Source organism: Streptomyces sp. TBY4, from assembly GCF_024213195.1.
Lineage (GTDB): Bacteria > Actinomycetota > Actinomycetes > Streptomycetales > Streptomycetaceae > Streptomyces.
Window position 1 is genome coordinate 421606 of sequence record NZ_JANAVF010000003.1, and the last position, 25436, is coordinate 447041.

Sequence of the window (25436 nt, forward strand, 5' to 3'; positions counted from 1 at the left end):
CGTTCACCGCACATGTCACCTCCACGGAAGAGAAGCTCATGCCCGATCTCAAGATCCTGGCCATCTCCGGCAGCCTGCGTGCCGCCTCGCTCAACAGCGCCCTGGTGCGCGCCGCGCAGAAGTTCGCCCCCAGTGGCCTGTCCATCGAGATCTACGAGGGCCTGCGCGACATCCCCCCGTACGACTCGGACCTCGACGGCGACACCCCGCCGGCCGTCGCGACGGACCTGCGCCGCCGCATCACCGAGGCGGACGGCCTGTTCATCGCCACCCCCGAGTACAACTACGGCATCCCCGGCGTCCTGAAGAACGCGCTGGACTGGGCGAGCCGCGCGGTGGCCCCCGCGCCGGCCTCCTCGCTCGCCGGCAAGCCGATCGCGATCGCGGGCGCCGCGCCGACCAACTTCGGTACGGTCCGTGCCCAGCTCGCGCTGCGCCAGTCCTTCCTGTGGACGGACTCCAAGGTCGTCGGCAAGCCCGAGCTCCAGATCTTCCGGGCCCACGAGCGCTTCGACTCGTCCGGCAACCTGACCGACGAGACCACCGTCGACCTGCTCGTCCAGCTGCTCGACGCCCTCGCCGTGAAGATCCGCGAGACGCAGGCCGCCGCGGCCGTCTGATCCCCACGTCCGTCTGATCCCCACGACGGATCCCTGCGTCGGATTCCCACGTCCGATCCCCCCATCTCCGAAGGGCCGCTCTCCCCCGCGCGGCCCTTCGGTCTTTCTGCGTCCGCACCCCTCCCGCCGGGGAGTTGACGAAGCCTCCTCCGGGCCCTGCGCCCGGGCCGGGGCCGCTTGGGAGGATCGGGCCATGCGTGCAGCCTTCATCGAAGAACTCGGTCCTGCCGAGAACATCCGCTACGGCGAGATCGACCCTCCGGCCCCGGGCCCGACGGATGTCCTGGTCGAGGTAGAAGCGGTATCCGTCAACCCGGTCGACACCTTCGTGCGGTCGGGCCTCTTCCGCACCCCGGTCGAGTTCCCGTTCGTCATCGGCCGCGACCTCGTCGGCACGGTCGTCTCGGCCGGTCCCGGAGCCCCGGGCTTCGCCGTCGGCGACCGGGTCTGGTCCAACAGCCTCGGCCACGGGGGCCGCCAGGGCGCCGCCGCCGAGCGGGCCGCGGTCCCGGCCGACCGCCTCTACCACCTGCCCGCCGGGGTGGACCCGGCGGAAGCGGTCGCGCTGGTGCACCCCGCCGGCACCGCCTACCTCGCCCTGTTCACGCACGGCCGGGTCCGGGCCGGCGAGACCGTGCTGATCGCCGGAGCCGCCGGGAACGTGGGCAGCGCCCTCGTCGTCATGGCCGTCGAGGCGGGCGCCCGGGTCATCGCCACCGCCTCCGCGCGCGACGCCGAGCACTGCCGCTCGCTGGGCGCGGCCGCGGTCCTCGACTACCGGGACCCCGAACTGGCCGACCGCATCCGCGAGATCAGCCCGCGGGGCATCGACGTCCACGTGGACACCTCCGGTACGAACGACCTGACCGGCGCCGTCGACGTGCTCGCGCACCGGGGCCGCATCGTGCTCCTCGCCGGTGCCCGCTCCCAGCCGGTCCTGCCCGCCGGGGCGCTCTACATGAAGGACGGCTCCATCGTCGGCTTCGTCATCTCCCACGCCACCACGGCGGAGCTCGCCGAGGCCTCCGGGGCGATCAACCGCCTGATGGAGAGCGGCCGGCTGCGCGCCCGCTCCGTCGAGCGGGCCTCCCTGGCGGAGGGCGCCCGGACCCACCGGCGCATCGAGGACGGGGAACTGCACGGCAGCCGCGTGGTGCTCCTGCCGAAGGCCGCGAACGGCCCGACCGGGACCTGACGGACTCAAGTCCGGCCCGGGCTGCGGTCCGGGGCCCGCTGCCAGACTTCGCGGCATGGACGACTTGCATCAGGGGCCACCCGTCATGCCCGGCGCGCGGGTGGCCTTCGCGACGCTCGCCACGGTGCAGCTCCTGCTCAACGCATCGGTCTCGGTCGCCTTCGCCTCCGGACCGGCCATGCAGCGGGAACTCGTCCTGAGCCGCGGCGAGCTCATCCTCGTCAGCGCCTTCTACGGTCTGGCCTTCAGCGGGCTGCTGCTGCTCGGCGGCAGGCTCACCGACCGGATCGGCCGGCGCCGCCTGTTCTCCCTGGGCACGGCCGTGTTCGCCGTGGCCTCCCTCGCCGCGGCGGTGGCCCCCACCCCCTGGGTGCTGCTCGCCGCCCGCTTCCTGCAGGGCTGCGGGGCCGCCTTCGCCGCGCCCGCCGCCATGGCCCTGCTGCGCGGCGTCTTCCCCGAGGGCCGGGCCCGGTCCGCGGCGCTGGCCGTCTGGGGCCTGCTGGCCAGTCTGGGCGCCGCGATCGGCATCATCCTCAGCGGGGCCCTGGTGACCTGGCTGTCGTGGCGGTGGACCTTCGGGCTGTTCGCGGTGGCCGCCGTGGCCGTGCTGGCGCTCGCCCCCCGGGTGCTGCCGGCCGGCCCCGCGCCCGTACGGGTACCCGTGGACCTGCTCGGCGCGGTACTCGCCACCGTCGGCCTCTCCACCTTCGGCTACGGCCTCGTGATGGTCGGGCCGCAGGGCTGGGGCTCGGCGCAGGTCCTCGTACCACTGGAGGTGGGCGCCGCGTTCCTCGCCGCCTTCCTCGTCTCGCAGCAGCGCGTCCGCGCCCCCCTGCTGCCGCTCTCCTTCCTCGCCTCGAGGTACCGCGCGACCGCGCTGGTCTGCGCGCTGCTCGGCCCGGCCATCGGCGCGAGCACCGCCTTCCTGCTGGCCCTCTGGTTCCAGCAGGTGCGCGGGTACTCGGCCCTGCAGAACGCGCTGGCCTTCGTCCCCTACAGCGCCACCCTGATCGGCGTGGCCTTCTTCGCGGGCCGGGTCGTCGCCCGCCACGGCGTGCGGGCCGTGGCGGTGGCGGGACTGGCCGTGACCGCCTCCGGCCTCCTCCTCATCGGCAGCGCGGGGCTGCGTACGGGATCGACGCCGACGGTGCTGCTGGGGCTGGTCGTCCTGTCGGCGGGCATCGGCACCCTCATGTCCGCCGCGGTCCCGGGGGTCCTCGCCGGTGTCCCGGAGGAGCGGTCCGCACTCGCCGGAGCCGTGGTGAACACGGCCATCCTGGCCGGGCCGACCGTCAGCCTCGCCCTGATCACCTCCGCGGCCGACGCCCGTACGGCATGGCTGCTGGCCGCCGGGGACCCGGGGGCCACGACGGGCGGCTACGCCTTCGGCTTCGAGGTGGCCGGCGCGGTCTTCCTGCCGGCCATCGCCCTGGCCCTGTACGGGCTCCGGGCCGTCCCCGCGCGGCTGCGCCTCCGTACGGCCGCGGCGGCCGAAGAGCGGGTGGAGCGGGCTCCGGCCCGGTAGCCTCCCGCCCCAGGAGGGGGTGGGGCAGGGTGTCCTTCGCCGAGTTGCAGGTGTGCGCCGTCGAGTCGGCCGATGTCACGGGTGGCGTGTGCGTGGTGCGCTGCATCGGCGGAGTGGCGCGGTCCGGGCAGGCCTTCGCGGCCGGCGCGCTGCGGACCAGGCTGCGGGGGATCGAGCGGTACGGGCGCCCGGTCGGCTCCTTCGACGCGGGGCACCTGGCGAAGGTGCGCCTCACGGGACCGGTGGTCGCGCTGCTCGCGCGCGGGCAGGTGCTGACGTACGTACCGCCGGGCGGGCACGCCCTGGCGGATCTGGAGGAGTGGTTGGCCACCGGCCCCCCGCTGTCGGACGAGCCGGGTCCCGCGCACCTGCGGATCCTGGGCACGAACGGGATGCAGAACGAGGAGCTGCCCGACGGGGTGCGGCTGCGCTGGGGCCGGGTCGTGCTGGCCGCCATCGACCGCTCGGACTGGCCGGAGGACCGGCCGTACGTACGGGCGTACCTGATCCGGCACTTCGGCCCCGGCGGGGACGGTGACCCGGACCGGGACCCCGCCGCCCTGTGCCGGGACGTACTGGCCCGCTTCGAGCTGACCCCGGACCGGGCGGCGGCGCAGGCCCGGGTCTGGCGGGACCTGCCGCGCCCCGACATCCTCCGGCTGCGCCGCATCAAGGGCCTGCTCTGCTGCACGGACCCGGCCCGGCCCTACCTCGCGGCGACCGACCCCCTGGCGGCGGCCGTGGACGCGTGGAAGGCGGTGCGGCCGGGGCTTCCGTAGGGGTTCTCTTTCGCAGGCGGGTCAGCGCGCGGCGTTGCCGAGCACCTTGGCCGGGGTGAGGCGCAGGACGACCCGGACCTGCTCGGCCGGGGCGTTCGCGTACTCCTCGCCCGCGCCCGGGCCCTCGTACTCCTCGGCGATGCGGACGGCGACGGCCCGGCCCGCGTCCTCGGTGATGGTGGCGGTGCCGCGGATCTCGGCGTAGAGGAAGGGGTTGGCCAGGTCGAAGACGGTGAGGCCGATCCGGGCGTCCCGCGCGATGTTGCGCTCCTTGCGGCGGCCCTGCTCGGTGGAGATGAGGATCTCGTCCCCGTCGCGGGTCACCCACACCACCGAACTCTGCGGGCTGCCGTCGGGGTTGAGCGTGGCGAGCACCGCCGGATGGGGGGCGTCGAGGAGCTTGCGCACGGTGTCGTTCAGCACAGGAGTCATGGGGGAACGGTAAGCGGGTCCGGCGGCGGCCCGCCCCCGATTTCCCGCGCACCCGGGGCGACTAGGACAAGTCGGCCGGTCAGCAGGTGCCCGGGGCCCCCTCGTCCTTGAGCAGGCACTTCTCCGCCCACTGGCCCAGCTCCGTGAGGGCGGGCTTCAGCGCGGCGCCCCGGTCCGTCAGCCGGTAGGCCACCCGCAGCGGCGGGCCCTCGTCGACCTCGCGCAGGACGAGCCCGGCGGCCGCGAGCTCGACCAGGCGGTCGGACAGCATGCGCTCGCTGATCCCGGCGATGGACCGGCGCAGGTCCGCGAAGTGCACCGGGCCTTCCATCAGCGAGGCCAGGACCAGGCCGGTCCAGCGCTTCCCGAGCAGTCCGAAGACCTGGGTGATCCCGTCGCTCACGCGGCTGCAGGCCCCGGTGTCCTGGTGGTTGGCCTTGTCCGCGGTGTCCGTCATGGCTCCAGGGTACTACCCGCCCTTCAGGGGGTGAGAAAAAGTAAGTGACTGTGCTAATAATAGTGACGTACGAAATTGCACCCACCTGGCCCACCTGGAGGTCCTCATGGCCACGCTCCTGCACCTGGACTCGTCCCTGCACACCGACGCCGGTTCCACCTCGCGCGCGGTGACCGCCGCCTTCCGCGCGGCCTGGGAGGCGGAGCACCCCGAGGGCACGGTCGTCTACCGCGACCTGGCGGCCAACCCCGTCCCGCACCTCGACGGCGCCGCCTGGTCCGCCGCCTTCGCCGACCCCTCCACCCACACCCCCGCGCAGGCCGCGGCCCTCGCCGAGCGGCTGAAGCTGGTGGAGGAGCTGGAGCGGGCGGACGCCGTGCTGATCGGCGCCCCGATGTACAACTTCTCGATCCCCTCCACGCTGAAGGCCTGGCTGGACCAGGTCATCGTGATGGGCCGCACCGCGGGACCCGAGTCCCCCCTCAAGGGACTGCCGGTCACCGTCGTCGCCAGCCGCGGCGGCTCCTACGAGCCGGGCACCCCGCGCGAGGGCATGGAGTTCGTGCGGAACTACCTGGACGGGGTGCTGACCGAGATGTTCGGCGCCGAGGTCGACTTCATCGTCCCCGAGCTGACCCTCGCCTCGTCCGTCCCGGCGATGGCGGAGCTCATCCCCCTCGCGGAGGCCTCGTACGCACGGGCGCTCGCGGCCGCGGAGGCCAAGGCGAAGGCCCTGCCGGCGCACATCGGTTCGGCCGCCTGAGCCCTGCCGGGCTAACGTCGCCCCAGGACGACCACCTGGGGGAAAGCCGTGGACGCGACGGCAGAGCACACCGAGAAGCACACCGAGAAGCAGGATCACCCACGCGCCGGCCGGCCGGCGCGGATAACCGAGGTCGATGCCCTGCGCGGCTTCGCCCTCCTGGGCATCCTGCTGGTCAACGCGCTGATGATGGCCGGCCCCTACGGCACCGGGGGCGTGGTCGATCCCGACGCCTCCGCCCTCGACCGGGCCGCCGAAGGGCTCGTGCAGACCTTCGCGGTCGGCAAGTTCTACCTGCTGTTCTCGTTCCTCTTCGGCTACAGCTTCACCCTCCAGCAGGCCTCCGCCGCACGCGACGGCGCGCGCCCCGTTCCCCGGATGCTCCGCCGCTCGCTCGGCCTGCTCGTCCTGGGCATCCTGCACGCCGTCTTCCTCTACACCGGCGACATCCTCATGACCTACGCGCTGATCGGCCTGGTCCTGATCGCCGCACGCGACTGCTCGCCCCGGGCGGCCCGGCTCGCGGCCCGGATCGTGTACGGCTGCGCGAGCGGCTTCCTGCTCCTCCTGGGGCTGGGCTCCCTGCTCCTGTCGGACGCCGAGACGGCCGAGGCCGACGCCGGGCTCACCGCCGGCTTCGCCGGCCTGGTCGCCGACTACCGCGGCGACGCGGCCTCCGTCGTGCGGGCCAACCTCGACCAGCTGCCCGACGCGCTGCTCGCCGTACCGATGATGGGCGGCTTCGTCCTGGCGGCCTTCCTGACCGGCCTGTACTGCGGCAAGCTGCGGCTCCTCGCCGACCTCGGGCAGGACCGGGCCCGGCTGCGCCGCCTCTGCGTGCTCGGCACCGCCGTCGGCCTGCCCGGCAGCCTCTTCATGGCCGTGGCCGCCGCCGGCGCGCTCGGACCCCGGTGGACGCTCCTCGGCGCGGTCGTCGGGATGGTCACCGCGCCCGCGCTCACCGCCGCGTACGTCGGCGGCCTGCTCCTCTTCCTCCGGACGCCCCGGGGCGCGCGCACGGCGGCCCTGCTCGCCCCGGCCGGCCGGATGGCCCTGACGAACTACCTGAGCCAGTCCCTCGTCATGGCCCTCGTCTTCACCGCCTACGGCCTCGCCCTGTACGACCGCCTCGGCGCGGCCGTCGTCGTAGCCGGCGCGCTCCTCCTGTACGGGTGCCAGCTCGTGCTGAGCAAGCACCTGATGACCAGGTACCGCTACGGCCCGGTGGAGTGGCTGCTCCGCACGGTCACCCTCGCGCGGCTCCCGCGACGGTAGTCCGGTGCAGCACGATGGGGGTCTTGCTCATGCCGTCCCGTGGTGGAGGGGGTCCAGGGCGGTGAGTTCTTCCTCCGACAGGTGCAGGGCGCCGGCGGCGACGTTCTGGGCGAGGTGGTCGAGGTCGCCGGTACCGGGGATGGCCAGGACGTGGGAACCCTGGTGCAGCGTCCACGCCAGCCGGATCTGGGCCGCGCTCACTCCGTGGCCACGGGCGAGGGCGTGCACCTCCCGGCCATGGTTTCCAGTCGCGCCCGCGGTGCGTCCGGTGCCGGCGATCGAGTAGAACGGCACGAACGCGATGCCCTGCTCGCCACACATGCCCAGGAACTCCGTCTGCTCGGGCGATGCGCCGATGCCGTACATGTTCTGGACGCAGACCACCGGCGCAATGCTCTGCGCCTCGGCGAGGTGCTGGGGAAGGACGTTGGACAGACCCAGGTGACGGATGAGTCCGGCCTCACGCAGTTCGGCGAGTGCGCCGAAGCGTTCGGCGATGGAATCGGAGCCGACGATGCGCAGGTTCACCACGTCGAGGTGGTCGCGGCCGAGCTGGCGCAGGTTCTCCTCCACCTGGCCGCGCAGTTGCTCGGGGGTTGCATGCGGCAGCCACTGGCCCGAGGGATCGCGGCCCGGACCGACCTTGGTGGTGAGGACGAGGTCATCCGGGTAGGGGGCCAGCGCCTGATTGATCAGCTCATTGGCTGAGCGCAGCGGCGAGAAGTAGAAGGCGGCGGTGTCGATGTGGTTCACACCGAGCTCGACCGCGCGGCGCAGCACGGCGACCGCCTGGTCGCGATCGCGTGGGACGGCGTCGGGCGCGAATGCCTCGCCGTGCTGCGTCAGGCGCATCGCGCCGAAACCGATCCGGTTGACCGCCAGGTCGCCGAGTTTCCAGGTGCCCGATGCCGCCGCGGGGATCGTCTGTGAGGTCATGGCGAGATGATCTCCGCACGGTAGGCTGGCCCGCCATTGATTCACACATGCCTGAATCCATTGAGGAGTGGTTGTCCTGGCGGAGCTGGCGTTCTCGACGAGCGATCTGGCGCAAGTGAGGTTCGCCGTCTCACCGATGTGGGAGATCGCACCCAGCTTCCGACTGCTGACGTCCGCCACCACGCATCCGATCCACCGGCCCTGGGCCGACCAGGTACGCCCGCGTATGGTGGCCGCCGGGCTGGACCGGGGCTGGCTCTGCGAGCTGATCCCGGCCACCGGCGGTTACGTCCCCGACTTCCTCAACCCGGCCCCCGTCGGACCGGCCCCCACCCCGGCGGCAGAGCGGGACGCGATCCGGGCCGCGCCCGCCGACCTGGTACGCCAGGACCTCGACCACCTGGCCCACCACCAAGGGAGGCTCGGCCCCCGGCTGCGAGCCCTGCACAACGACCCACAGGGCCTCCTGGCCAAGGTCGCGGAAGAGCTCGAAACGTACTGGGAGCTGGCACTCGCCCCCTACTGGGCACGCATCCGGGCAGTCCTGGACGCAGACATCCTCCACCGGGCCCGCCTGGCCGCCGAGCACGGCGTCGGCCACCTCCTCAACGACCTGCACACGTCCATGAGCTGGGACCACAACGCGCTACGGATGACCCGCCGAAAGCAGCCGCTGACCCGCACGACAGCAGGAACGGGACTGCTGCTGATCCCCTCAGCCTTCACCGGACCGGGACTGCGCACCCGAACGACGCCGCCGGACCCACCCCAACTCGCTTATCCAGCACGCGGGATTGGCACGCTGTGGAAGCCGCGCCCCGCAACCCGGGCCGACACGCTCTCCGCCGTACTGGGCCGCTCGCGGACCCTGCTGCTGACCGAGTTGGAGATCCCGGCTTCCACCACGCAGCTGGCCCACCGCACCGGACTCTCTCCCGCAGGGGTATCCCAATACCTCACCGCGCTACGCAACGCGGGCCTGGTCAGCGCCCACCGCGCCGGCCGCTCCGTCCTCTACGCCCGCACCACCGCAGCCGAAACCCTCCTCCAAGCAGCCTCCGCCTGATCTCAGGTCAACCCTCGAAGGACTTTCGGAGCCGACCACCAAGTGTCACAGGGCGGCCTGCGCCGAGGGCATCTGGCCGTTCTGTGCCTGCTGCGCACGGTCGACGAGCAGGCGGGCGAAGGCGGTCAGCTTCTCCGTGTCGAGGTCCTTGTAGCCGGTGTTGTACTCGACCTGCCCGTAAACGGTGCCCACGCGTAGGTAGACGAAGCCCTTGTAGAGGTAGGCGGAACCGGTGTACCGGCGGGAGGAGTACGCGACGCTGCTGTCACCGACCTGCGCCAGGGACATCGTGGTCCGGGATCCGTTGACCGTCCCTCCGGCCTTTTCGGCGTACTCCTGGTAGGCGGCCTTGGCGTTCTCGACGGTGTCGTAGGTCCGGTAGTTGAAAGCGACCTGGGTGTCGCCCGAGGAGTCGGCCAGTCCCACGCCGCCCGTATGCAACCGTCCCTGGCACTCGGACGTGCAGTCGCTGAAGACAGGTTCTGTCTCCATGCCCCAGCCGGAGGGCATGGACTGCAGGTCCGGTGCGATGGCCTTCGCCAGCGCGACGTCCCGCACCGCCGCGGCCTTGTTCCGGACGCCGCCGCCCGCAGCCGGGCCTGCACCGCCTGAACCGTCCCCGTCGGACCCCGGGCCCAGCCCCGCGTCCCACGGAATGCCGGTGGCGGGGCTGTTGTCGCTGTCGACGAAACGGACGACGCCGTTGACGGCGAAGCCCAGGACGAGCACCACCACGATGAACAGTGCGGCCATCGTTCCGGGCGTCTTGCGGATGCTCACCGGCCCGATCGCGATCACGCCGTTCTTCATGTCGCGGCCAATGTTGACGTTCTGGTTGATCGAGCCGGGCGGCCCGGGCGGCAGTCCTCCAGCGGTGCGAAGGCGGGCGGCGAACTCGGGGTCCTGCTCGATCGTCGCCAGCAGCCGGGCCCGCAGGTCGTCCTGCGCGGCGGGCACTGCCGGGTCACCGTCGAAGCGCTCCAGCACCTGACGGCTCTCCTCATCGGCGCCGAGCCGCTCCCGAGCGACCCGGCTGAGCCGTTCGGCGACCCCTGCCCCCAGACCGCTGCCGACGCCGGTGGCGATTCCGATGATCACGGATGTCACCCACGCCGCTAATGCCGCTGCGTCCATTGCTTCCCCCCACTGCGAAGAATGTTCGACCGGCCGGTTCCTTCCCCCTGTGGCCACCGGTACACGGCCCTCCGCAAGCCCCGGGCGAGCTCAGTGCAGATCGAGCAGCATCACGTCGTGGAGGTCCGCAGCCCCGCCCCAGGGCCGGGCCTCGCCGATCTTGCGGTAGCCCCAGGCCCGGTAGGCGGCGCTCGCCGCCCTGCCCTCGGGGTGGACGTTGAGCAGCACCCGCTCGGCTCCGATGCCGTCGAGCAGGGCAGTGTGCAGCCGCCGTGCGACGCCCTGCCCGCGCCAGGGCCCGCGTACGGCGAGCTCCATGAGCCCGAAGGTGCGGTGCCCGTCCTCGCGTCGCAGCTCGTCCGGCACGGGCTCGGTGAGTTCGTCCCACCACACCGTGTCGGGCGGGAGCGGCCAGCCGTACGCCATGCCTACGGGCTCGCCCCCGGGGGTGCGGGCCAGGGCCGCGCGGAAGCCGGGCCGGCGCGTCTGTGCGGGGAAGCGGTCGAAGGCGGCGGCGACGTCCTGCGCGGTCTCCTCGTACGGGGGCTCCGCGAACGCCTCGGCGTAGACGAGCCGGAACGCGTCCGCGTCCCGCAGCGCGGCCGGTCCGTCCACGGGCCCCGCCACCAGTACTTCTTGCGATGTCATGCGGTTCCTCCGGGTTCCCGCCACGGGATGTTGAGCCAGGGGCTGGCCGGGTCGGTGGTCAGGGTGAGGTGGGTGGCCAGCGAGCCCGCGTACCACTCGCCGAACTCCTCCTCGTCGAAGTGCAGGCACCGGGCCAGCGCGTACCCGGCGGAGAACTCCTCCCACGAGCGGTACACCGCCCGCGCCGCCTCCCCGGCGGCCAGTACGCCGCGTTCGGCCTCGGCGAGCGTGCCGTAGCGGGCGCCGAGCCCCCAGCGGGCCATCTGCGAGGCCCGGCCGTGGTCCCAGCCCTCGACGGAGCGGATCCAGCCCTCCTCGGGGAGCAGGCCGTCGGCGCGGAAGCGCTGCTCGTAGCGGGCGATGCGGCCGATCAGCCGCTGTACGCCGGCGATCTCCCCCTCCACCTCGGCGGTGGGCCGGGGCGCGGCGAGGGTGACCCCCTCGGGGGTGAGCTGCGGTTCGGCGGCCCGCTCGGCGCCCCGTCGCAGGGCGGTGGCGGCCGCGTGCCGCCAGTGCTCCAGGTCCACGGGTCCGGCGAAGTCGGAGGCGAGGAGGCGGCGCACGCGCAGCGCGAACTCCCAGACGGGGCTGACCATGTCCGCGGAGAGCAGCCCGCGCAGGACCCGGTGCCAGCTCGCCGAGTCGGTGATCTCCCAGCTCTGGAGCAGGCGTTCGCGCTCCCGGAGGTAGCCGTTGCCGTGGTAGGCGAGGGCGTTCCAGAACTCCCCGTTGCTCACGGAGAGATGGGCTCCGACGGCGAGTCCGTGCGCGACGGGCCCGTGCAGCGGACCGCCGACGTGCAGGGAGTGCACGGCCCCGCGGGCGAGCCCCCAGACCGGGGCGGCGGCGTCCCAGTGGGCCCGCCAGCGGGCGCGGTCGGCGGGGGTGGTGGTGAGGTAGGCCTCGGCGGGGGAGCCGGGGTTCACGGCGAGGTGCGGCGGGTCGGCGGCGTCCCAGGCGTTCGCGAACCAGGCGAGGGACCGGGGCAGGTACACGGTGTGCGGGTCGGGGACGGGGAGCATCCCGCGGGTGTGCACGACGAGGCAGCGCCGGTCGGGGGTGGGGTGGAAGCGCGCGTAGGCGGGCTCGGCATCGACCCGGGCCCGGGCCTGCGCCAGGAACAGCTCGCTCCGCGCGAGCACGTCGAGGTACCCGTCCCAGTCCCCGCGCGCCTTGGCCCCGTACAGCTCGCGCTCGATGGAACTCGGCGCCGTCCACCCATCCATGCGGCTCAGCCTAACGGGGGACCTCGTGGCGCTCCGTGGTGAGGCCGCGGGCGTACGCGGCGAGGGCGGCGAGCTGATGGGGGAAGTCGGCGGCGACGGATTCGGCCGAGGGCTCCTGCATGGCGATGGTGAAGGTGACCCGGCATCCGCCGGCGCCGTCGGGCTCGATGCGATGGGTGAACCGGCTGGGGATGCCATGGACGAGCACGTCGTCGCTGTAGCCCACCCCGGGAATCACGTCCACGAGGGTGGTCTTCGCCGGCGCGGGCATGAACCCGAACTCGATCCACTGGATCGTGCCTTCGCCGGACTGAACCAAGCGCTGGAGCGCGAGTACGGCCTGACCGGGCAGCAGCTGGCAGTGCTGCGGACGGTCGCCGACTGGGCCGGTCCCGGGCAGGCCGCGCCCCTGGCGACCTTGCGGGAGCGCCTCTTCATGCATCCCGCCACGATCGGGCAGCTGCTGGACCGGTTGGCCGATCGCGGCCTCGTCGTGGTCGCGCCGGATCCGCAGGACCGCCGCCGCCGTCTGGTCGGTGTCACGGAGCAGGGCGGCAAGGTGCTGGCCGCTGCTCCACTGGCCGGTCCGGTGCGGCTGCGTCACGTCGAGGTCGAACCCGAACGTCTGGGACGCCTCGCCGAGGCGCTGGAGGACGCCATCACCCTGTTCGGACTGCAGGACTACGCACCCCGGCATTGACCCGTTTCCGCAGGCTGGCGGTGCCTGCCGGCGATGAGATTGCCGACCCGGAGGATCGGTGGGGTACTGAAAGTATCCGAGACATCCGCAGGAGGAACGCCATGGGATTCTGGGATTGGCTCTTTGGCAGGTCGAACGTGACGGGTAAGTCGGGCAGTGATGACATACCCGGGGTCTACGGAGGGAACGACGCCAACGGCAATGGTGTGGTCGGGGAGACGAATGGCACGGGCTTCGGGGTTTTCGGCCAGAGTAAGAACGGTGTGGGCGTTGCCGGCAAGTCGTTCACCCACAACATGGCCGGGGTCCACGGAGAGAACGATTCTCAAGGCCCCGGCGTGGAGGGGGAGGCGAGCGGCGCGGGCCCTGGAGTCGTGGGCCAGAGCGCATCAGGTGATGGTGTCCAGGGGAGGTCCCACTCCGCGCACACCTACGGAGTGGTGGGGGTGACCTTCGTGGGTGCGGAGGGAAGCAAGGAATCGGCCGGTGTCAGAGGAGAACCGTCGCAGTCCGGATTCGGATACGGCGTCTGGGGACACGGGGTCAGGGAAGTGGGAATCTTCGGCGAGAGCGAGAAGAAGGCCGGCGGGAAGTTCGTGGGTGTGACCGGCGTCGAGTGCACGGCGAAGAGGGATGGGCAAGGGAAGATGGGGCCGGGGATTGTCGCGACGTCCGCGGACAATATCGGCGGCAAGTTCACGTCCAGCAGGCGTGGGCAAATACAACTCGTGCCCCGAGTGGTTGAATTCGGCACGGGAGATCAGGGCTCCTATCCGAAGCTGCCGAAATTCGCGAATCCCGGCGAGCTGATCATGGTGACCCGCAGCTCGGAGCCGCCGCTCGCCGAGAGCGAGTGCAGCCTCTGGTTGTGCGTCGCCTCCGCGCCGACTTACGTGTCGGCCCGTTGGGCGCGGGTGCAGCTGGGCTCCGAGATCTCCGGCGAGGCCTGATCGCCGACTCATCGTCCGTGCGCCAGCTCCGCCCAGACGGTCTTGCCGATGACCCGGTCGGTGCAGCCCCATGTCTCCGCCAGGGCTTTGACGATGTGCAGGCCGCGCCCGAACTGGTCGTAGTCGGTGACCGCCGCTCGCGGTTCGGGGTGGCGCTCGCCCTTCGGATCGGTGACCTCGATGCGGAGCACTGCTCCGGTGAGCTTGACCTCGACCCGGAAGTACCGGTCCCACACGGAGCCGTGCAGCAGGGCGTTGGTGGTCAGCTCGCTGGTCAGCAACGCCGCGTCCGCCGCGAGCTCGGGTCGCCCCCAGGCGACCGCCAGCCAGGCGGAGTGCCGGCGCGCCTTCGGCACGGAGTCCTGGCGGGGCGGGTAGTTCCGGATGTCCTGACGGTCCATGGTGCACCTCCGGTACGGGCGGTGGCATGCCGGAGCCTTTTGGGCAGCCCGGTGCGCTTCCGCCAACTGACTCTGTGCGGTGAGTAGTTCGTTACCGACCGTAGGGGTCCCGCTGCTCCCGGGGCAAGCTGAATGGGGAAGATATTCCCCGTGTGGGTTACGGGTGTCGACGCTGGGCCGCGCGGGCGACAGACTGGCCCGGTGAACCGTGGAACACGTGAGGGTCAGGGCAACCGGGCATCAACAGTGCTCGGGCGCAGGCTCGGTGGTGAGCTGTACCGACTGCGGACGGCGGCGGGGAAGACCCAGCAGCAGGCCGCACAGGAGATCAGCGCCACCGCGACGAAGATCGTGAAGATGGAGAGCGGCTGGGTGCCCATGCGGGACCCGGACATCCGGGTGCTGTGCGAGTTCTACGGTGCGACGGACGTGGGCGGACTGCTGGACCTTGCCCGGATGGACAGGGAGCGGCGCAAGGCGAACGGGTGGTGGCACTCCCTGGATGCCGGTGCGATGACCGAGTACATCGCGATGGAGGACATCGCCTCCCGTATCCGCACCTGGCAGCTGTCCCTGGTGCCCGGACTGCTCCAGACCGCGGACTACGCACGTGCGCTGGCCGTGAGCGACGAGTACTGGCAGGACCCGGACGACATCGAGCGCGTCGTGGCGGTGCGGATGAAGCGGCAGCAGCGGCTGTGGAGCGAGACGCCCCTGCACGTTCATGCGGTCGTCTGGGAAGGTGCGTTGCGCCAGGAGATCGGTGGACCGTCGGTCATGCGGGCACAGTTGGAGCACCTGGCCGAGATGGCGAAGCTGCCCAACGTCCACGTTCAGGTACTGCCGTTCCGCTCCGGTGGACACCCGTGCATCGTCGGCCCCTTCAGCTTGATTTCCTTCGCGGAGGCGGAGGCGATGGACGTCGCTCACATGGATGTCATCGGATCTACTGTGTGGGTGGAGAGCGGTCAGGAAAGCGCCGTCTACAGCCGGTACTTTGACCGCACAGCCAGGCTGAGTCTGGCCCCTCGCGACTCCATGCACCTGATCGACAGCATCGGCAAAGGATTCCAGGCGTGAACCAGTTCCACTTCGTGAAGTCCAGTTACAGCGCCTCCAGCGGCGAGTGCGTCGAGGTGGCGACCAACGTGACCGGAACCGTTGCCGTCCGGGACAGCAAGCAGGCGGACGGCCCCGTCATCCGGGTCACCGCCACCGCGTGGGCCGCCTTCGCGGAGCAGGCGGGGTGACCATCCGGACCGGGCGGCTCACGCTGCTGCCGCTGGAGGCCGCCCACGCCGGGGAGATGGCGGACGTGCTGGGCGATCCGGAACTGCACGCCTTCATCGGCGGAGCCCCCCTCACCGAGCCGGAGCTGCGGGCGCGCTACACGCGGCTGGTCGCCGGTTCGCCGGACCCCGCCGTCACCTGGTGCAACTGGGTGGTCCGCCTCGACTCCGAGGACTGCCTGACCGGCACCGTCCAGGCGACCGTGTCCGGGGACACCGCCGAGGTCGCCTGGGTCATCGGCACGCCCTGGCAGCGCCGCGGCATCGCGTCCGAGGCGACCCGGGCGATGGTCGAGTGGATCGGAGCCCACGCCGGCGTCCGCACCGTCATCGCGCACGTGCACCCCGACCACACCGCGTCCGCCGCCGTCGCCACGCGGGTGGGACTCACCCCCACCGACCGGGTCGAGGACGGCGAGATCCGGTGGGAGGGGCCCGCCTGACGGGGCATCGCCCGAGGGTGACGGTGTAGGCGCAGGTCAGGGGCGTACGTAGGCCGGTTGCGCGGCGTGTCCTCGCGGGCGGTGCAGGGGCTCGGGTTGCGGGGTCTGACGGGGTGTCGGTGAGTGGGTTGGTGACACGTCCCATGTCACGTCCCACCTCACGTCATGCCCCGGCACGTCCCATGCCGCGGCTCCTCGACAGGAGAGATCCGTTGCACCGCATCACGCGCTACACCGTCCCCGCCGCCCTCTGCCTGAGCCTCCTGACCGCGTCCCCCGGTCTGGCCGCGGCGTCCGCGCAGTCCTCCGCGAAGCAGCAGGTGGCGGCCCCGGCCGGGAAGGCCATCCCCGGTACCGAGGCCCTGCTCGCGCAGGTCAAGTCGTTGGGCGGGGTGGGCGGGCTGCTGAAACCCGTCACCGATCTGCTGGCCGCCGTACTCGCCTCTCCCGACGGCAAGATCCCGGAGGCCGACCTCGCCGCCTTCAAGGAGAAGATCGACGCCGCGGTCGCGGACCTGAAGAAGAACCTGCCCGCCGCCCCGGCCCTGCCGGTACCGCTCCCGCCGGTGGACGCCCCGAACCTCCCGGTGGACCCGCCGAAGCTCCCGGTCGAGGCGCCCAAGCTCCCGGTCGAGGCCCCCAAGCTCCCGGTGGAGGCCCCGAAGCTGCCCGTCGAGGCCCCGAAGCTCCCGGTGGACACCCCGGCGCTCCCGGTGGACGCGCCGAAGCTGCCGGTGGAGGCCCCGAAGCTGCCCGTCGCGCTGCCCGTCTCCGCAAACAAGGCGAAGCCCGTCGCCGGCCCGCTCGACCTGGCCACCGCCGCCATCGACAAGCTCAAGGGCTCCGTCGACGGCCTCACCAAGGCCGCCGGTCCCTGCGGCTGCTCCACCGACGCCAAGGCCAAGGCCACCGACGTCGTGACCGACCTGGTCGCCGCCCTCGTCGCCCTGCTCACCGGCCTCGGCCTCCCGGGCCTGCCCCAGCTCCCGGTCCCGGCCCCGCAGCTCCCGGTCCCGCTGCCCGTCCAGTAGAAGCACGCACGCACGTGGAAGGGCGGGGCGACCGGGGTGATCCCCCGGCACCCCGCCCTCACGGGTGTGCCCGTCAGTCTTCCAACGTGCCGAGCGGAACGTCGACGTAGGACTCGGCGTCCTTCGGCGAGCTGAACTCGATGGAGGACGGCGCCCTGTTGTCGCCGGCGAAGAACGGGTCCTGGGTGTCGATGATCAGCTGGAGCTGCCGCCCCTTGGCCAGGACGTAGTGCGCGGGCTGCAGGCCGAAGGTCACGGTGGTGGCCCGGCCCGCCTGCTCGTTGGTGAGGGTGTACGGGGCGTTCGTGATGATCTTGGCCTTGCCGGTGGCCGGGTCGCAGTCCATCAGGTACGCCACGATGGTGGCGCTCTTCTCCTGCGGGGTCACGGTCACCCGTGCCTCCAGGCTGCCCCGGACCTGCATCGCCCGCTCCAGCGGCGCGGTGGTCCAGATCGCCGCGCGGCCGCGGTCGATGTCGGCGGTCGGGTAGACGTGGGGCAGGCCCGCGCGCTCGGCCAGACCGGTCTGGATCAGCTTCGGGGCGACGACGGCCTCGGTGTCCTCGCCGGTGACCTTGACGGCGCGGGTCCAGCCGGACTGCGCCGGGCCCTCGGCCATCCGCGCGTCGCGCTCTCCGGCGGCCGCGTCGGCGAGGTGGAACCGCTTGGGCGGCAGTGCGTAGCTCTCCCAGTCCTCGTGGCGCACGTCCGACAGGAGGTTGTGCATGTACTCGGAGCGGATGCCGAACCGCGGTTCCGCACCGTCGCCGGCGCTGCCCCCGAGGTAGTGGTCCATCCAGCGGTAGGTCATCTCGGTGGGCTTGGAGATGAGGCCCATCAGGCCGGGGAGTTCGGCGTTTCCGTGGTCGCCGACCTGGACGAGCAGCGACTTGGGGCCCTGGAGGCCGGTGAACAGGTCGATGACGGCGGGCACCGAGAAGATCGTCTCGTGCCAGGAGGTGGTCATCAGGATGGGTGTCTGGGAGGTGTTGTACGCCTCCAGGTAGTGCTGGGGCGACCGGACGCGGGCGAACTCCCGGACCTCGTCGTCGATGACGCCGCCGCGGATCTTCTGGATGATGCCGAGGAACTCCTCCGAGCAGTTCTCCTCCTTGAACAGCTTCACCAGTTCCTCGAAGGCCTTCAGGTGGCGGGTGCCGTTCTCGTACAGCGAGGCGAACAGGTCGCCCCAGGCGCTGGTCGCCGCGACGGCCTTGATCCGAGGGTCCTTCGCGGCCGCGAGGAGGCTCGTCCCGGCCCCGTAGGAGGCGCCGAAGAAGCCGATCCGCTCCGGGTCGATGCCGTCCTGGCCGACCAGCCAGTCGATGACCTCGGTCGCGTCGGTCACATCCTGCGGCCCGGCGACCTGGATCTTGCCCTGGGAGGCGGCCAGCCCGCGCTGGCTGTAGGCCAGCACGGCGTAGCCGCCCTGCACTAAGCGGTGGACCATGCCGATGTAGGCCCGTCGGCCGAGGTCGCTCAGCGGGGCGGGCATGACGATCGCGGGACAGACCTGTCCGGGCGCGAGATGGCGCGGGATGCTCAGCGCGGCGTCGAGCTGGACCGTGTCCTTCAGGGTGATCTTGACGGCCTTGTACGTACCGATCTCCGAGAAGATCTCGTACGTGTCGGCCAGACCCCACTGGTCGAGGCGGCCGATGTTCCTCGGCGACGGGTCGTTCAGCGCCTGGTCGATCGCCTCCAGTTTGGCGATGTCGTCGGCGCTGTGTGCGAACGGCTGCGCGGGGGTGCTGTCAACTGACATGGCTGTGCCCGTCCTTCGTCTGCGATGGATGGTGCCGGCATGTACCGGGAGACATGCTCTCCCCGGTGCGATCACCCCGGGCGACCACTCCAGGGGCCGCACTCGAACGAGTGAACGCCACTTCTCAAACCTCCGGCGGCCCACGGATCCGGCCCACGGATCAGGCCCGCGGACCCGTGCGACCGGCGTGCCGCCGCGCGACCGTACGGACCCCCTTGACGCGCCCTCCGCGCAGGTGGACGCTCCCGGGGCTCGGATCCGTACGGTGCATTGGGGGGCCGGAATGCCGGAGCAGTCGGAGGGGCGCGTCCAGACGGCGGGGGAGCTGCGGGCGCTGCTCGCGGAGCGCGGGGCGCGGTGGTCCGTGAGCGAGCACCTCGGTGACGGGGACGCCGTTCCGAGACCCGCCCTGGGGCTCGGCGCGGCCACGGCGGAGGCCGATCTCACCCCGGCCGGGGCGGCGCCTCCGGTTGACCTGCGCAGCCTCGTGGGGCACGCCAGCGGCAATCCGCACCTCACCCGGCGCAGGACGGCGCACGGTCTGCTCCCGGGGGCGCAGACGGGTGTCCCGGCCGCGGCCCGGCCCTCCGCCGTGGACTGGCGCAGCCGGTGGGGCTGGCCCTGGCTCACCAAGGTGAAGGACCAGAACCCGTGCAGCTCCTGCTGGGCGTTCGGGGCGGCCGGCCTGGTCGAGTCGATGGCCCGGATCGAGCACCACGTGTGGGCCGAGCGGTCCGAAGGGGACGTGCACGACGGGCTGAAGGCCCGCTGCGGGCAGACGGGCAGCCCCGAGGAGGCCCTCGACTGGATCCGGGACAGCGGCGGACTCGCGGACCCGGGCTGCTGGCCGTACTCGCCGCCGCCGCCCGGCACCCCCGTCGACCGCCGGGAGGCCTGGCGGGCGGAGTACACCCCGAGCTGGGACCGGTCGGGCCGGACGGTCCGCATCACCGGGGGGTACGTCCGGCTCGGCGACGTGGAGCAGCAGAAGGTGTGGCTGGACACGGTGGGCCCGCTGACCGCCTGCTTCGACGTGTACGAGGACTTCTTCGGCCTGGGCTCCGGCGTCTACCACCGCACCAGCGACCGCCTGGCGGGCGGCCACTGCGTCCTGATCACCGGCTACGACGACGCGGCCGGCTGCTGGCTGTTCAAGAACTCCTGGGGGACCGGGTACCACGTGGGCGGCTACGGCCGGATCGCGTACGGCGAGGTCCGGATCGACGACTGGGCGAAGTGCGGGCTGCAGGGCACCAACATCGACCCGTGGAGCAAGCGCCGCCTGCACAGCGGCAACGTCTACGAGAGCGGCAACGGCCGGGCCCACCGCAACTTCGAGCTCGCGGCCCTCGCCGACCCCGCGGGCGGCCCGCTCCGGCACTGGTGGCGCGAGGGCGACGCCCCGTACGCGTGGACCCGCGCCCAGGCCTTCGGCTCGGACGCCTCGGGGCAGCCCGCCTTCACGGGGACCACGTACAACCGGAACATGGAGTCCCTGCACGTCACCACCGGCGGCCGGCTCCGCCACTGGTACTACGAGCACTTCGGCGGCGCCTGGCGCGACGGCGGGGCCTTCGGCCCCGGCGACGCGGCGGTCGGCTCGACCCCGGCCTTCATCCAGAGCGACTACGGGGCGCCCGGCAACTTCGAGGTGGTCGTCCGCACCGCCGACGGCCGCCTCAACCACTGGTGGCGGATCAACGGCGCCCCCTGGACCTGGAACGACGGCGGCCGCTTCGCCTCCGGCATCGCCCACTTCGGCCCGGCCCTGGTGCAGACCCGCGCCCGCCACCTCGACCTGGTCGCCACCCGCACCGACGGCCGGATGCAGCTGTGGTGGCGCGACGACCCGAACGGCTTCGTCTGGCGCCCCGGCGAGATCTTCGGCTCCGGCATCACCTCGGCCCCCTGCCTGATCGAGGCGCAGTACGGGGCGGCCGACGAGGACACCGCCGGGAACTACGAGCTGTGCGTGACCGGTGCCGGCGGCCGCGTCGAGCACTGGTGGCGCGGCAACGCGGGCGGCGCCGCCTGGCAGCGCTCGGCGGTCTTCGGACATGACGTGCTCGCGGTCACCGGGATGCTCCAGGGCAGCTTCGGGTTCAACCTGGAGGTGATCGCCCTGCGCACCGACCGCCGCCTCCAGCACTACTGGCGCGACGGCACGGGCTGGCACGAGGGGGCGGTGATCGGCCCGGCGTAGGCCGTCACGGGAGAGGAGAGCCCACGTGGAGGTCCGCGAGGTGGTGCTCGCGCCCGGTGACCCGTACGAGCTGCGGCTCACCGGGCGGGGCGCGCGCGGCTACGTGTGGACCTGGCGGGTGACGGGCGACACGGACGCCGTCGCGGTGACGGAGGGCCCGCCACAGCCGCCGCCGGCCGCAGGGATGCCGCCCGGGGCGACGGTGGAGCTGGTGTACCTCGTACGGGGCCTGGTGCCGGGCCGGGCCAGGATCCGCTTCGCGCAGGTCCGGCCGCCGTATCCGGACGAGGCCGCGTACGACGAGTTCGTGCTGGACGTAGTGGTGCGCTGAGGTCCACATAGTGGACGGCGCCCAACTTGCACCTCTGTTGTATCTATGCTGTGCGCATGCCGCCAGCCAGTACCACCGTGACCGCTGCCGAACGCGTCTACCGACACGTCAAGCAGGCCGTGCTCGACCGCCGCTACGAGGGCGGGGTGCTGCTGACCGAGGGCGAACTCGCGGTGGCCGTGGGGGTGTCGCGCACACCGGTCCGCGAGGCGCTGCTGCGGCTGGAGACCGAGGGGCTGCTGAAGCTGTACCCGAAGAAGGGCGCCCTCGTCCTCGCCGTCTCCGCCCAGGAGATCGCCGACGTGATCGAAACCCGGCTGCTGGTGGAGGAGTTCACCGTCCGCCGGGCCGTGCCCGCCCCGCACGGGCTGCTGGAACGGCTCGCGGAACTGGTCGAGGAGCAGCGCCGGCTCGGCGAGGCGGGCGAGCTCGCGGAGATGATGGCCGCCGACCGGGCCTTCCACGCGGAGATCGTGCGCAGCGCCGGCAACGAGATCCTCTGCCGCCTCTACGACCAGCTGCGCGACCGCCAGCTCCGCATGGGCGTGGCCCTGCTGCACGCCCACCCCGAGCGGGTGGAGCGGACCCTGGCCGAGCACCGCGAGATCCTCGACGCCCTGCGCGCGGGAGACGCCGACACGGCCGCAGCGGCGGTACGGGCCCACGTGAGCCGGGTCGGGGAACTGGTGCGGGGGTCCGCCCGATGAGCTCCGCAGTCTCCGCGTCCGCGGCCTCACCCGCCGTCTTCCGGGACCCTCCCGGCGGCCGCCGGGCGGTGTTCGTCTGGTCGATCGGCGTCGCCGTCTACTTCGTCGCGGTCATCTTCCGCACCAGCCTCGGCGTCGCCGGGCTGGAGGCCGCCGACCGCTTCCACGTGAACGCCTCGGCGCTGTCCACCTTCTCCCTGCTCCAGCTCCTGGTCTACGCGGGCATGCAGATACCCGTCGGCCTGATGGTGGACCGGCTCGGCACCAAGAAGGTGCTCACGCTCGGCGCCGTGCTCTTCACCGCCGGCCAGATCGGCTTCGCGCTCTCCCCCTCCTACGGGATGGCCCTGGCGGCCCGGGCCCTGCTGGGCTGCGGGGACGCCATGACCTTCATCTCCGTGCTGCGGCTCGGCACCCGCTGGTTCCCGGCCCGCCGGGGCCCGCTGATGGCGCAGCTGGCCGGCCTGGTCGGGATGGCCGGCAACCTGGTCTCCACCCTGGTGCTGGCCCCCGTGCTGCACGGGGTCGGCTGGGTGCCCGCTTTCGCGGGGAGCGCGGTGGCGGGGCTGGTGGTCCTGGTCCCGCTGGTGCTGTTCCTGCGCGACCACCCGGAGGGGCACGAGCCCGCGCCGTCGGCGGCCGCCGGGGCGGGGGGCTTCGTACGCCGCCAGATCGCCGACTCCTGGAAGGAGCCCGGTACCAAGCTCGGGCTGTGGGTGCACTTCACGACGCAGTTCCCGGCGATGGTGTTCCTGCTGCTGTGGGGCATGCCCTTCCTCGTCGAGGCCCAGGGACTCTCGCGGACCACCGCGGGCGGACTGCTCACGCTGGTGGTCGCCTCGAACATGGCGCTCGGCCTGGTCTACGGCCAGGTCGTCGGCCGCCGGCAGTCCTCCCGGATCCCGCTGGCCCTGGGCACGGTCGCCCTGACCGCCCTGCTCTGGGGCTCGGTCCTGGCCTATCCCGGGGACCGCGCGCCGATGTGGCTGCTGATCGCGCTCTGCCTGGTGCTGGGCACCTGCGGACCGGCCTCGATGATCGGCTTCGACTTCGCCCGCCCCGCCAACCCGGCGGACCGTCAGGGCACCGCCTCCGGCATCACCAACATGGGCGGTTTCCTCGCCTCGATGACGACCCTGCTGGTGGTGGGCCTGCTGCTCGACGCCACCGGGGACAACTACCGCATCGCGTTCTCGTCGGTCTTCGTCCTGGAACTCCTGGGCATCGCCCAGATCCTGCGCCTGCGCGGCCGCGCCCTGGCCCGCGAACGCGAGCGGCTTCCCCCGCTGCCGGTGCCGCCGCCGGCCCCGGTACCGGCGGCCACCGCCGTGGCCGCCTCCGGGGCCGGCACCCCCGTCGGCACCCCTGCCGACCCGCGGCCGGCCCGGTGACGTCCCGGTGCCGGCCCGGCATGCGCGCAGACCCCCGTACCGCGGAGGACGAGCCCGGGCGGGACAGACCCCCGTCCTTTCCCACCCGTCCGTCCGTCCGCTCCGCGGAGTCGGGATCCGGCCAACGCGTGCCGAGCCTATGAGGGCTCCGGGTCCCGTCGTGTGCGCTGCGCGCAGGAGTCGTTGACAATGCGCGCAGCCGGTTTGGGGGTGCCCGCCGCGCGGCGGAACTCGCTCGGGCTGGCCCCGTAGGTCTCGCGGAACAGCCGGCTGAACACCGAGGCGTTGGTGAATCCCCAGCGCAGGGCCACGGTGTGCACGGGTACGGCGCACTGCGCCGGGTCGGTGAGGTCCTCGCGGCAGCGCTCCAGCCGGCGCCGGCGGACCGCGGCCGCCACGCTCTCCCCGCGCTCCCGGAAGAGCATCTGGAGCCTGCGCAGCGAGAGGCTGTGCCGGGCGGCGACCACGGACGGGGTCAGTTCGGGATCGCCGAGGTTGTGCCCGATGAAGGTGTCGATCCGGGCCAGCAGCGCCCGGGTCCGGCTCTCCTCGGACAGCTCGTCCTCGGCGCCGAGCCGCCCGGCGAGGCAGGCACCGGCCAGGTCCAGGGCGACGGAGCCCAGCTGCTCCAGCTCGGCGGGCGCGCACTCCTCCCCGTGCTCGGCCAGGGAGCGCATGTACTGCGCGAGGATCGCCCCCATGCCCCGGTCGGCGGGGATCCGCTCGGCGAGCAGCCGGTCCACCCGGTCCGAGCGCAGGGAGATCGCGGTGCGGGGGATCGAGAGGATCACGACCCGGAGCGGCTGGGTACCGAGGACGCCCGACTCGAAGGGGCGGGAGGTGTCCCACAGCACCAGCTCCCCCGAGAAGGGCCCCGAGTCGTGCCGGTTCTGCGCGACCCACGTGTACCCGCTGGTCACCAGCCCCAGCTGGTACTCCTCGGGATCGCTGCTGCGCACGTGCGCCGCCGTGCGCCGGGAGTGCAGCGGGGCGTAGCCGAGCTGCTTCACCTGGACGGAGCCCAGGTCCAGCACGGCGGCCTCCGCCCGGAAGTCCCGGGCGTGCTCACTCTTGATCGACGTGGACACCAACTCCTGGGCCACCACGTCGGCGAACCAATCGAACCGGTCCGCCGCCGGCACGGCAGCGGACGACATCATCGACCACACCAAGGGTTCCCCGAACCTAAGGAGTGACGGAGAAGTTGGCCAGGATGGCCTCGGCCAGCGCGGGGTCGCCCTCCACCTTCACCCGGTCGGCGACGGTGTGCGGACGCACCCGGCCGGCCGCGAGGCGCACGTACGTCTCCCAGTCCAGGGTCAGCGTGACCGCGGGCCCCAGGGAGGGGGCCTTGTCGATGGTGCCGCGGCCGTCCGCGTCGACCCGTACGGTCCGCATGAACTCCAGCTGCCCGTGCACGTCGATGACGACGGCCGAGTTCGCGGGGGCGCCGGCCTTCTTCGCGACCACCTTCGGCAGCCCGGACAGCAGCACGTCCCGGGCCACGTGGGCGCCGGGCGAGTCCCAGTTGCCCGGTGCCCCGAGGGCCGCCCGCAGGTCCTGCTCGTGGATCCACACGTCGAAGGCGCGCAGCCGCAGCGAGTGCTCCAGGGTGGCCGGCTCGCCGAGCGGGCCGCGGATCATCGCGTCGGGCTCCCGCTTCTCGTTCCGCAGCTGCCGGGAGCGGCGGATGATCGTGTACTCCAGCTCGGAGGTCATCTCGGGCGCGGTGTGGTGCCGCCGCACGTCGACCTGCACCTCCATGTACCGGGAGAACTCGTCGACCACGTGCAGCAGGTCCCGCGGCAGGGTGTGGATCGGCCGCGGGTCACCGAGCTGCTCGCACTCGATGCCGATGACGTGGGACACGACATCGCGCACGGACCAGTTCGGGCAGGGCGTCGCCCGGTTCCACTCGCCTTCCGTCAGCGGAAGGACCAGCTCGGATATCGCCTCGATGGAGTGGGTCCACGCGTCGATGGAGGGCTGAAGGCTGGGATGCGGATGGACGGTCAACGGGACCCCTCGCGTGCTGTTCATCGGCCTGTTGGCGCGTTGGCTCATTGGCGCGTTCCGGAAGCTTGTGCAATGGCTTCAAAACTACGCTGCCGGTGAGCACCCCGGCAGTGCTTTCGTGTGACGATCGTAGGCCCGAGTTGACGGCTTGAA

28 protein-coding genes are annotated in these 25436 nt (G+C 72.3%); 17 read left to right on the top strand and 11 right to left on the bottom strand.

The annotated features are described in order from the left end of the window. The first annotated feature begins 38 nt into the window (after window positions 1-38). The 4 genes from NLX94_RS09875 to NLX94_RS09890 all read left to right on the top strand — a co-directional run bounded on the left by NLX94_RS09875 (window position 39) and on the right by NLX94_RS09890 (window position 4119). Window positions 39-620, top strand: coding sequence for an NADPH-dependent FMN reductase (locus NLX94_RS09875; RefSeq protein WP_254382239.1), 582 nt, complete (start codon window positions 39-41; stop codon window positions 618-620). Window positions 621-813: 193 nt separating this feature from the next. After that, complete coding sequence (locus NLX94_RS09880; RefSeq protein ID WP_254382240.1) at window positions 814-1815, top strand: NADPH:quinone reductase; 1002 nt, start codon at window positions 814-816, stop codon at window positions 1813-1815. 55 nt (window positions 1816-1870) lie between these two features. After that, entirely contained in the window at window positions 1871-3340 is a 1470-nt protein-coding gene (locus NLX94_RS09885) for an MFS transporter (protein ID WP_254382241.1), read from the top strand. A gap of 29 nt (window positions 3341-3369) precedes the next feature. Then, window positions 3370-4119, top strand: a complete 750-nt coding sequence (locus NLX94_RS09890) for a hypothetical protein (RefSeq protein ID WP_254382242.1) — start codon at window positions 3370-3372, stop codon at window positions 4117-4119. A gap of 21 nt (window positions 4120-4140) precedes the next feature. On the opposite strand, the gene NLX94_RS09895 is transcribed toward NLX94_RS09890, so the two are convergent. Both NLX94_RS09895 and NLX94_RS09900 read right to left on the bottom strand, forming a co-directional pair. Continuing rightward, window positions 4141-4551 (bottom strand): PPOX class F420-dependent oxidoreductase, encoded by a 411-nt coding sequence (locus NLX94_RS09895; RefSeq protein ID WP_254382243.1) that lies wholly within the window; start codon window positions 4549-4551, stop codon window positions 4141-4143. Window positions 4552-4630: 79 nt separating this feature from the next. Then, entirely contained in the window at window positions 4631-5008 is a 378-nt protein-coding gene (locus tag NLX94_RS09900) for a helix-turn-helix domain-containing protein (protein WP_254382244.1), read from the bottom strand. Between the two features lie 106 nt (window positions 5009-5114). On the opposite strand from NLX94_RS09900, the gene NLX94_RS09905 reads away from it, so the two are divergent. Next, entirely contained in the window at window positions 5115-5771 is a 657-nt protein-coding gene (locus NLX94_RS09905; RefSeq protein ID WP_254382245.1) for an FMN-dependent NADH-azoreductase, read from the top strand. Between the two features lie 48 nt (window positions 5772-5819). Continuing rightward, window positions 5820-7046, top strand: coding sequence for a DUF418 domain-containing protein (locus NLX94_RS09910; RefSeq protein WP_254382246.1), 1227 nt, complete (start codon window positions 5820-5822; stop codon window positions 7044-7046). A 27-nt stretch (window positions 7047-7073) separates the two neighbouring features. Here NLX94_RS09910 and NLX94_RS09915 read toward each other — a convergent pair whose 3' ends face one another. Then, on the bottom strand, window positions 7074-7982 hold the full coding sequence (locus NLX94_RS09915; RefSeq protein WP_254382247.1) for an aldo/keto reductase: 909 nt from the start codon (window positions 7980-7982) through the stop codon (window positions 7074-7076). Between the two features lie 67 nt (window positions 7983-8049). Between NLX94_RS09915 and NLX94_RS09920 the strand changes: the two genes are divergently transcribed. Then, entirely contained in the window at window positions 8050-9048 is a 999-nt protein-coding gene (locus NLX94_RS09920; protein ID WP_254382248.1) for a DUF5937 family protein, read from the top strand. Window positions 9049-9093: 45 nt separating this feature from the next. Here the strand turns inward: NLX94_RS09920 and NLX94_RS09925 are convergent, their stop codons facing one another. From NLX94_RS09925 to NLX94_RS09940, 4 genes are all read right to left on the bottom strand, one after another. Beyond that, window positions 9094-10146 carry a hypothetical protein gene (locus NLX94_RS09925; protein WP_254382249.1) on the bottom strand — a complete coding sequence of 351 codons (1053 nt, stop codon included), beginning with the start codon at window positions 10144-10146 and terminating at the stop codon, window positions 9094-9096. A 126-nt stretch (window positions 10147-10272) separates the two neighbouring features. Next, window positions 10273-10830, bottom strand: a complete 558-nt coding sequence (locus tag NLX94_RS09930; RefSeq protein ID WP_254382250.1) for a GNAT family N-acetyltransferase — start codon at window positions 10828-10830, stop codon at window positions 10273-10275. Further along, window positions 10827-12056 (bottom strand): DUF1266 domain-containing protein, encoded by a 1230-nt coding sequence (locus NLX94_RS09935; RefSeq protein WP_254382251.1) that lies wholly within the window; start codon window positions 12054-12056, stop codon window positions 10827-10829. Before NLX94_RS09935 ends, NLX94_RS09930 begins: the two co-directional genes overlap by 4 nt. A gap of 10 nt (window positions 12057-12066) precedes the next feature. Further along, the gene (locus NLX94_RS09940; RefSeq protein ID WP_254382428.1) at window positions 12067-12498 is read right to left on the bottom strand and encodes a hypothetical protein; all 432 of its coding nucleotides are present in this window, start codon (window positions 12496-12498) and stop codon (window positions 12067-12069) included. Here NLX94_RS09940 and NLX94_RS09945 point away from each other — a divergent pair. Together NLX94_RS09945 and NLX94_RS09950 are read left to right on the top strand one after the other, a co-directional pair. Beyond that, the gene (locus tag NLX94_RS09945) at window positions 12418-12756 is read left to right on the top strand and encodes a MarR family transcriptional regulator (RefSeq protein WP_254382421.1); all 339 of its coding nucleotides are present in this window, start codon (window positions 12418-12420) and stop codon (window positions 12754-12756) included. The two genes, NLX94_RS09940 and NLX94_RS09945, sit on opposite strands and share 81 nt — an antisense overlap. A 101-nt stretch (window positions 12757-12857) precedes the next feature. Beyond that, window positions 12858-13706, top strand: coding sequence for a hypothetical protein (locus NLX94_RS09950; RefSeq protein ID WP_254382252.1), 849 nt, complete (start codon window positions 12858-12860; stop codon window positions 13704-13706). Window positions 13707-13714: 8 nt separating this feature from the next. Here the strand turns inward: NLX94_RS09950 and NLX94_RS09955 are convergent, their stop codons facing one another. After that, the gene (locus tag NLX94_RS09955; protein ID WP_254382253.1) at window positions 13715-14107 is read right to left on the bottom strand and encodes an ATP-binding protein; all 393 of its coding nucleotides are present in this window, start codon (window positions 14105-14107) and stop codon (window positions 13715-13717) included. Window positions 14108-14308: 201 nt separating this feature from the next. Between NLX94_RS09955 and NLX94_RS09960 the strand changes: the two genes are divergently transcribed. The 4 genes from NLX94_RS09960 to NLX94_RS09975 all read left to right on the top strand — a co-directional run bounded on the left by NLX94_RS09960 (window position 14309) and on the right by NLX94_RS09975 (window position 16870). Continuing rightward, the gene (locus NLX94_RS09960; RefSeq protein WP_254382254.1) at window positions 14309-15187 is read left to right on the top strand and encodes a helix-turn-helix transcriptional regulator; all 879 of its coding nucleotides are present in this window, start codon (window positions 14309-14311) and stop codon (window positions 15185-15187) included. Next, window positions 15184-15357 (top strand): DUF397 domain-containing protein, encoded by a 174-nt coding sequence (locus tag NLX94_RS09965; RefSeq protein ID WP_254382255.1) that lies wholly within the window; start codon window positions 15184-15186, stop codon window positions 15355-15357. Before NLX94_RS09960 ends, NLX94_RS09965 begins: the two co-directional genes overlap by 4 nt. Further along, window positions 15354-15839 (top strand): GNAT family N-acetyltransferase, encoded by a 486-nt coding sequence (locus tag NLX94_RS09970; RefSeq protein WP_308402408.1) that lies wholly within the window; start codon window positions 15354-15356, stop codon window positions 15837-15839. Before NLX94_RS09965 ends, NLX94_RS09970 begins: the two co-directional genes overlap by 4 nt. 212 nt (window positions 15840-16051) lie before the next feature. Next, a complete protein-coding gene (locus NLX94_RS09975) occupies window positions 16052-16870 on the top strand; it encodes a hypothetical protein (RefSeq protein ID WP_254382256.1) in 819 nt (272 codons plus the stop codon). Window positions 16871-16943: 73 nt separating this feature from the next. On the opposite strand, the gene NLX94_RS09980 is transcribed toward NLX94_RS09975, so the two are convergent. Beyond that, window positions 16944-18635: a CocE/NonD family hydrolase gene (locus tag NLX94_RS09980; protein ID WP_254382257.1), complete on the bottom strand. Its 1692-nt coding sequence runs from the start codon at window positions 18633-18635 to the stop codon at window positions 16944-16946. A gap of 283 nt (window positions 18636-18918) precedes the next feature. Here NLX94_RS09980 and NLX94_RS09985 point away from each other — a divergent pair, with 283 nt between their 5' ends. The 4 genes from NLX94_RS09985 to NLX94_RS10000 are packed head-to-tail and all read left to right on the top strand — an operon-like array spanning window position 18919 to window position 23267. Next, window positions 18919-20838 carry a C1 family peptidase gene (locus tag NLX94_RS09985; RefSeq protein ID WP_254382258.1) on the top strand — a complete coding sequence of 640 codons (1920 nt, stop codon included), beginning with the start codon at window positions 18919-18921 and terminating at the stop codon, window positions 20836-20838. 25 nt (window positions 20839-20863) lie between these two features. Next, on the top strand, window positions 20864-21169 hold the full coding sequence (locus tag NLX94_RS09990; protein ID WP_254382259.1) for a protease inhibitor I42 family protein: 306 nt from the start codon (window positions 20864-20866) through the stop codon (window positions 21167-21169). A gap of 56 nt (window positions 21170-21225) precedes the next feature. After that, complete coding sequence (locus NLX94_RS09995; protein ID WP_254382260.1) at window positions 21226-21876, top strand: GntR family transcriptional regulator; 651 nt, start codon at window positions 21226-21228, stop codon at window positions 21874-21876. After that, the gene (locus NLX94_RS10000) at window positions 21873-23267 is read left to right on the top strand and encodes a nitrate/nitrite transporter (protein WP_254382261.1); all 1395 of its coding nucleotides are present in this window, start codon (window positions 21873-21875) and stop codon (window positions 23265-23267) included. Before NLX94_RS09995 ends, NLX94_RS10000 begins: the two co-directional genes overlap by 4 nt. A gap of 137 nt (window positions 23268-23404) precedes the next feature. Here the strand turns inward: NLX94_RS10000 and NLX94_RS10005 are convergent, their stop codons facing one another. Then, on the bottom strand, window positions 23405-24427 hold the full coding sequence (locus tag NLX94_RS10005; protein ID WP_254382262.1) for a helix-turn-helix domain-containing protein: 1023 nt from the start codon (window positions 24425-24427) through the stop codon (window positions 23405-23407). A gap of 25 nt (window positions 24428-24452) precedes the next feature. Then, window positions 24453-25283, bottom strand: a complete 831-nt coding sequence (locus tag NLX94_RS10010) for a maleylpyruvate isomerase family mycothiol-dependent enzyme (RefSeq protein ID WP_254382263.1) — start codon at window positions 25281-25283, stop codon at window positions 24453-24455. Between the last annotated feature and the right edge of the window lie 153 nt (window positions 25284-25436).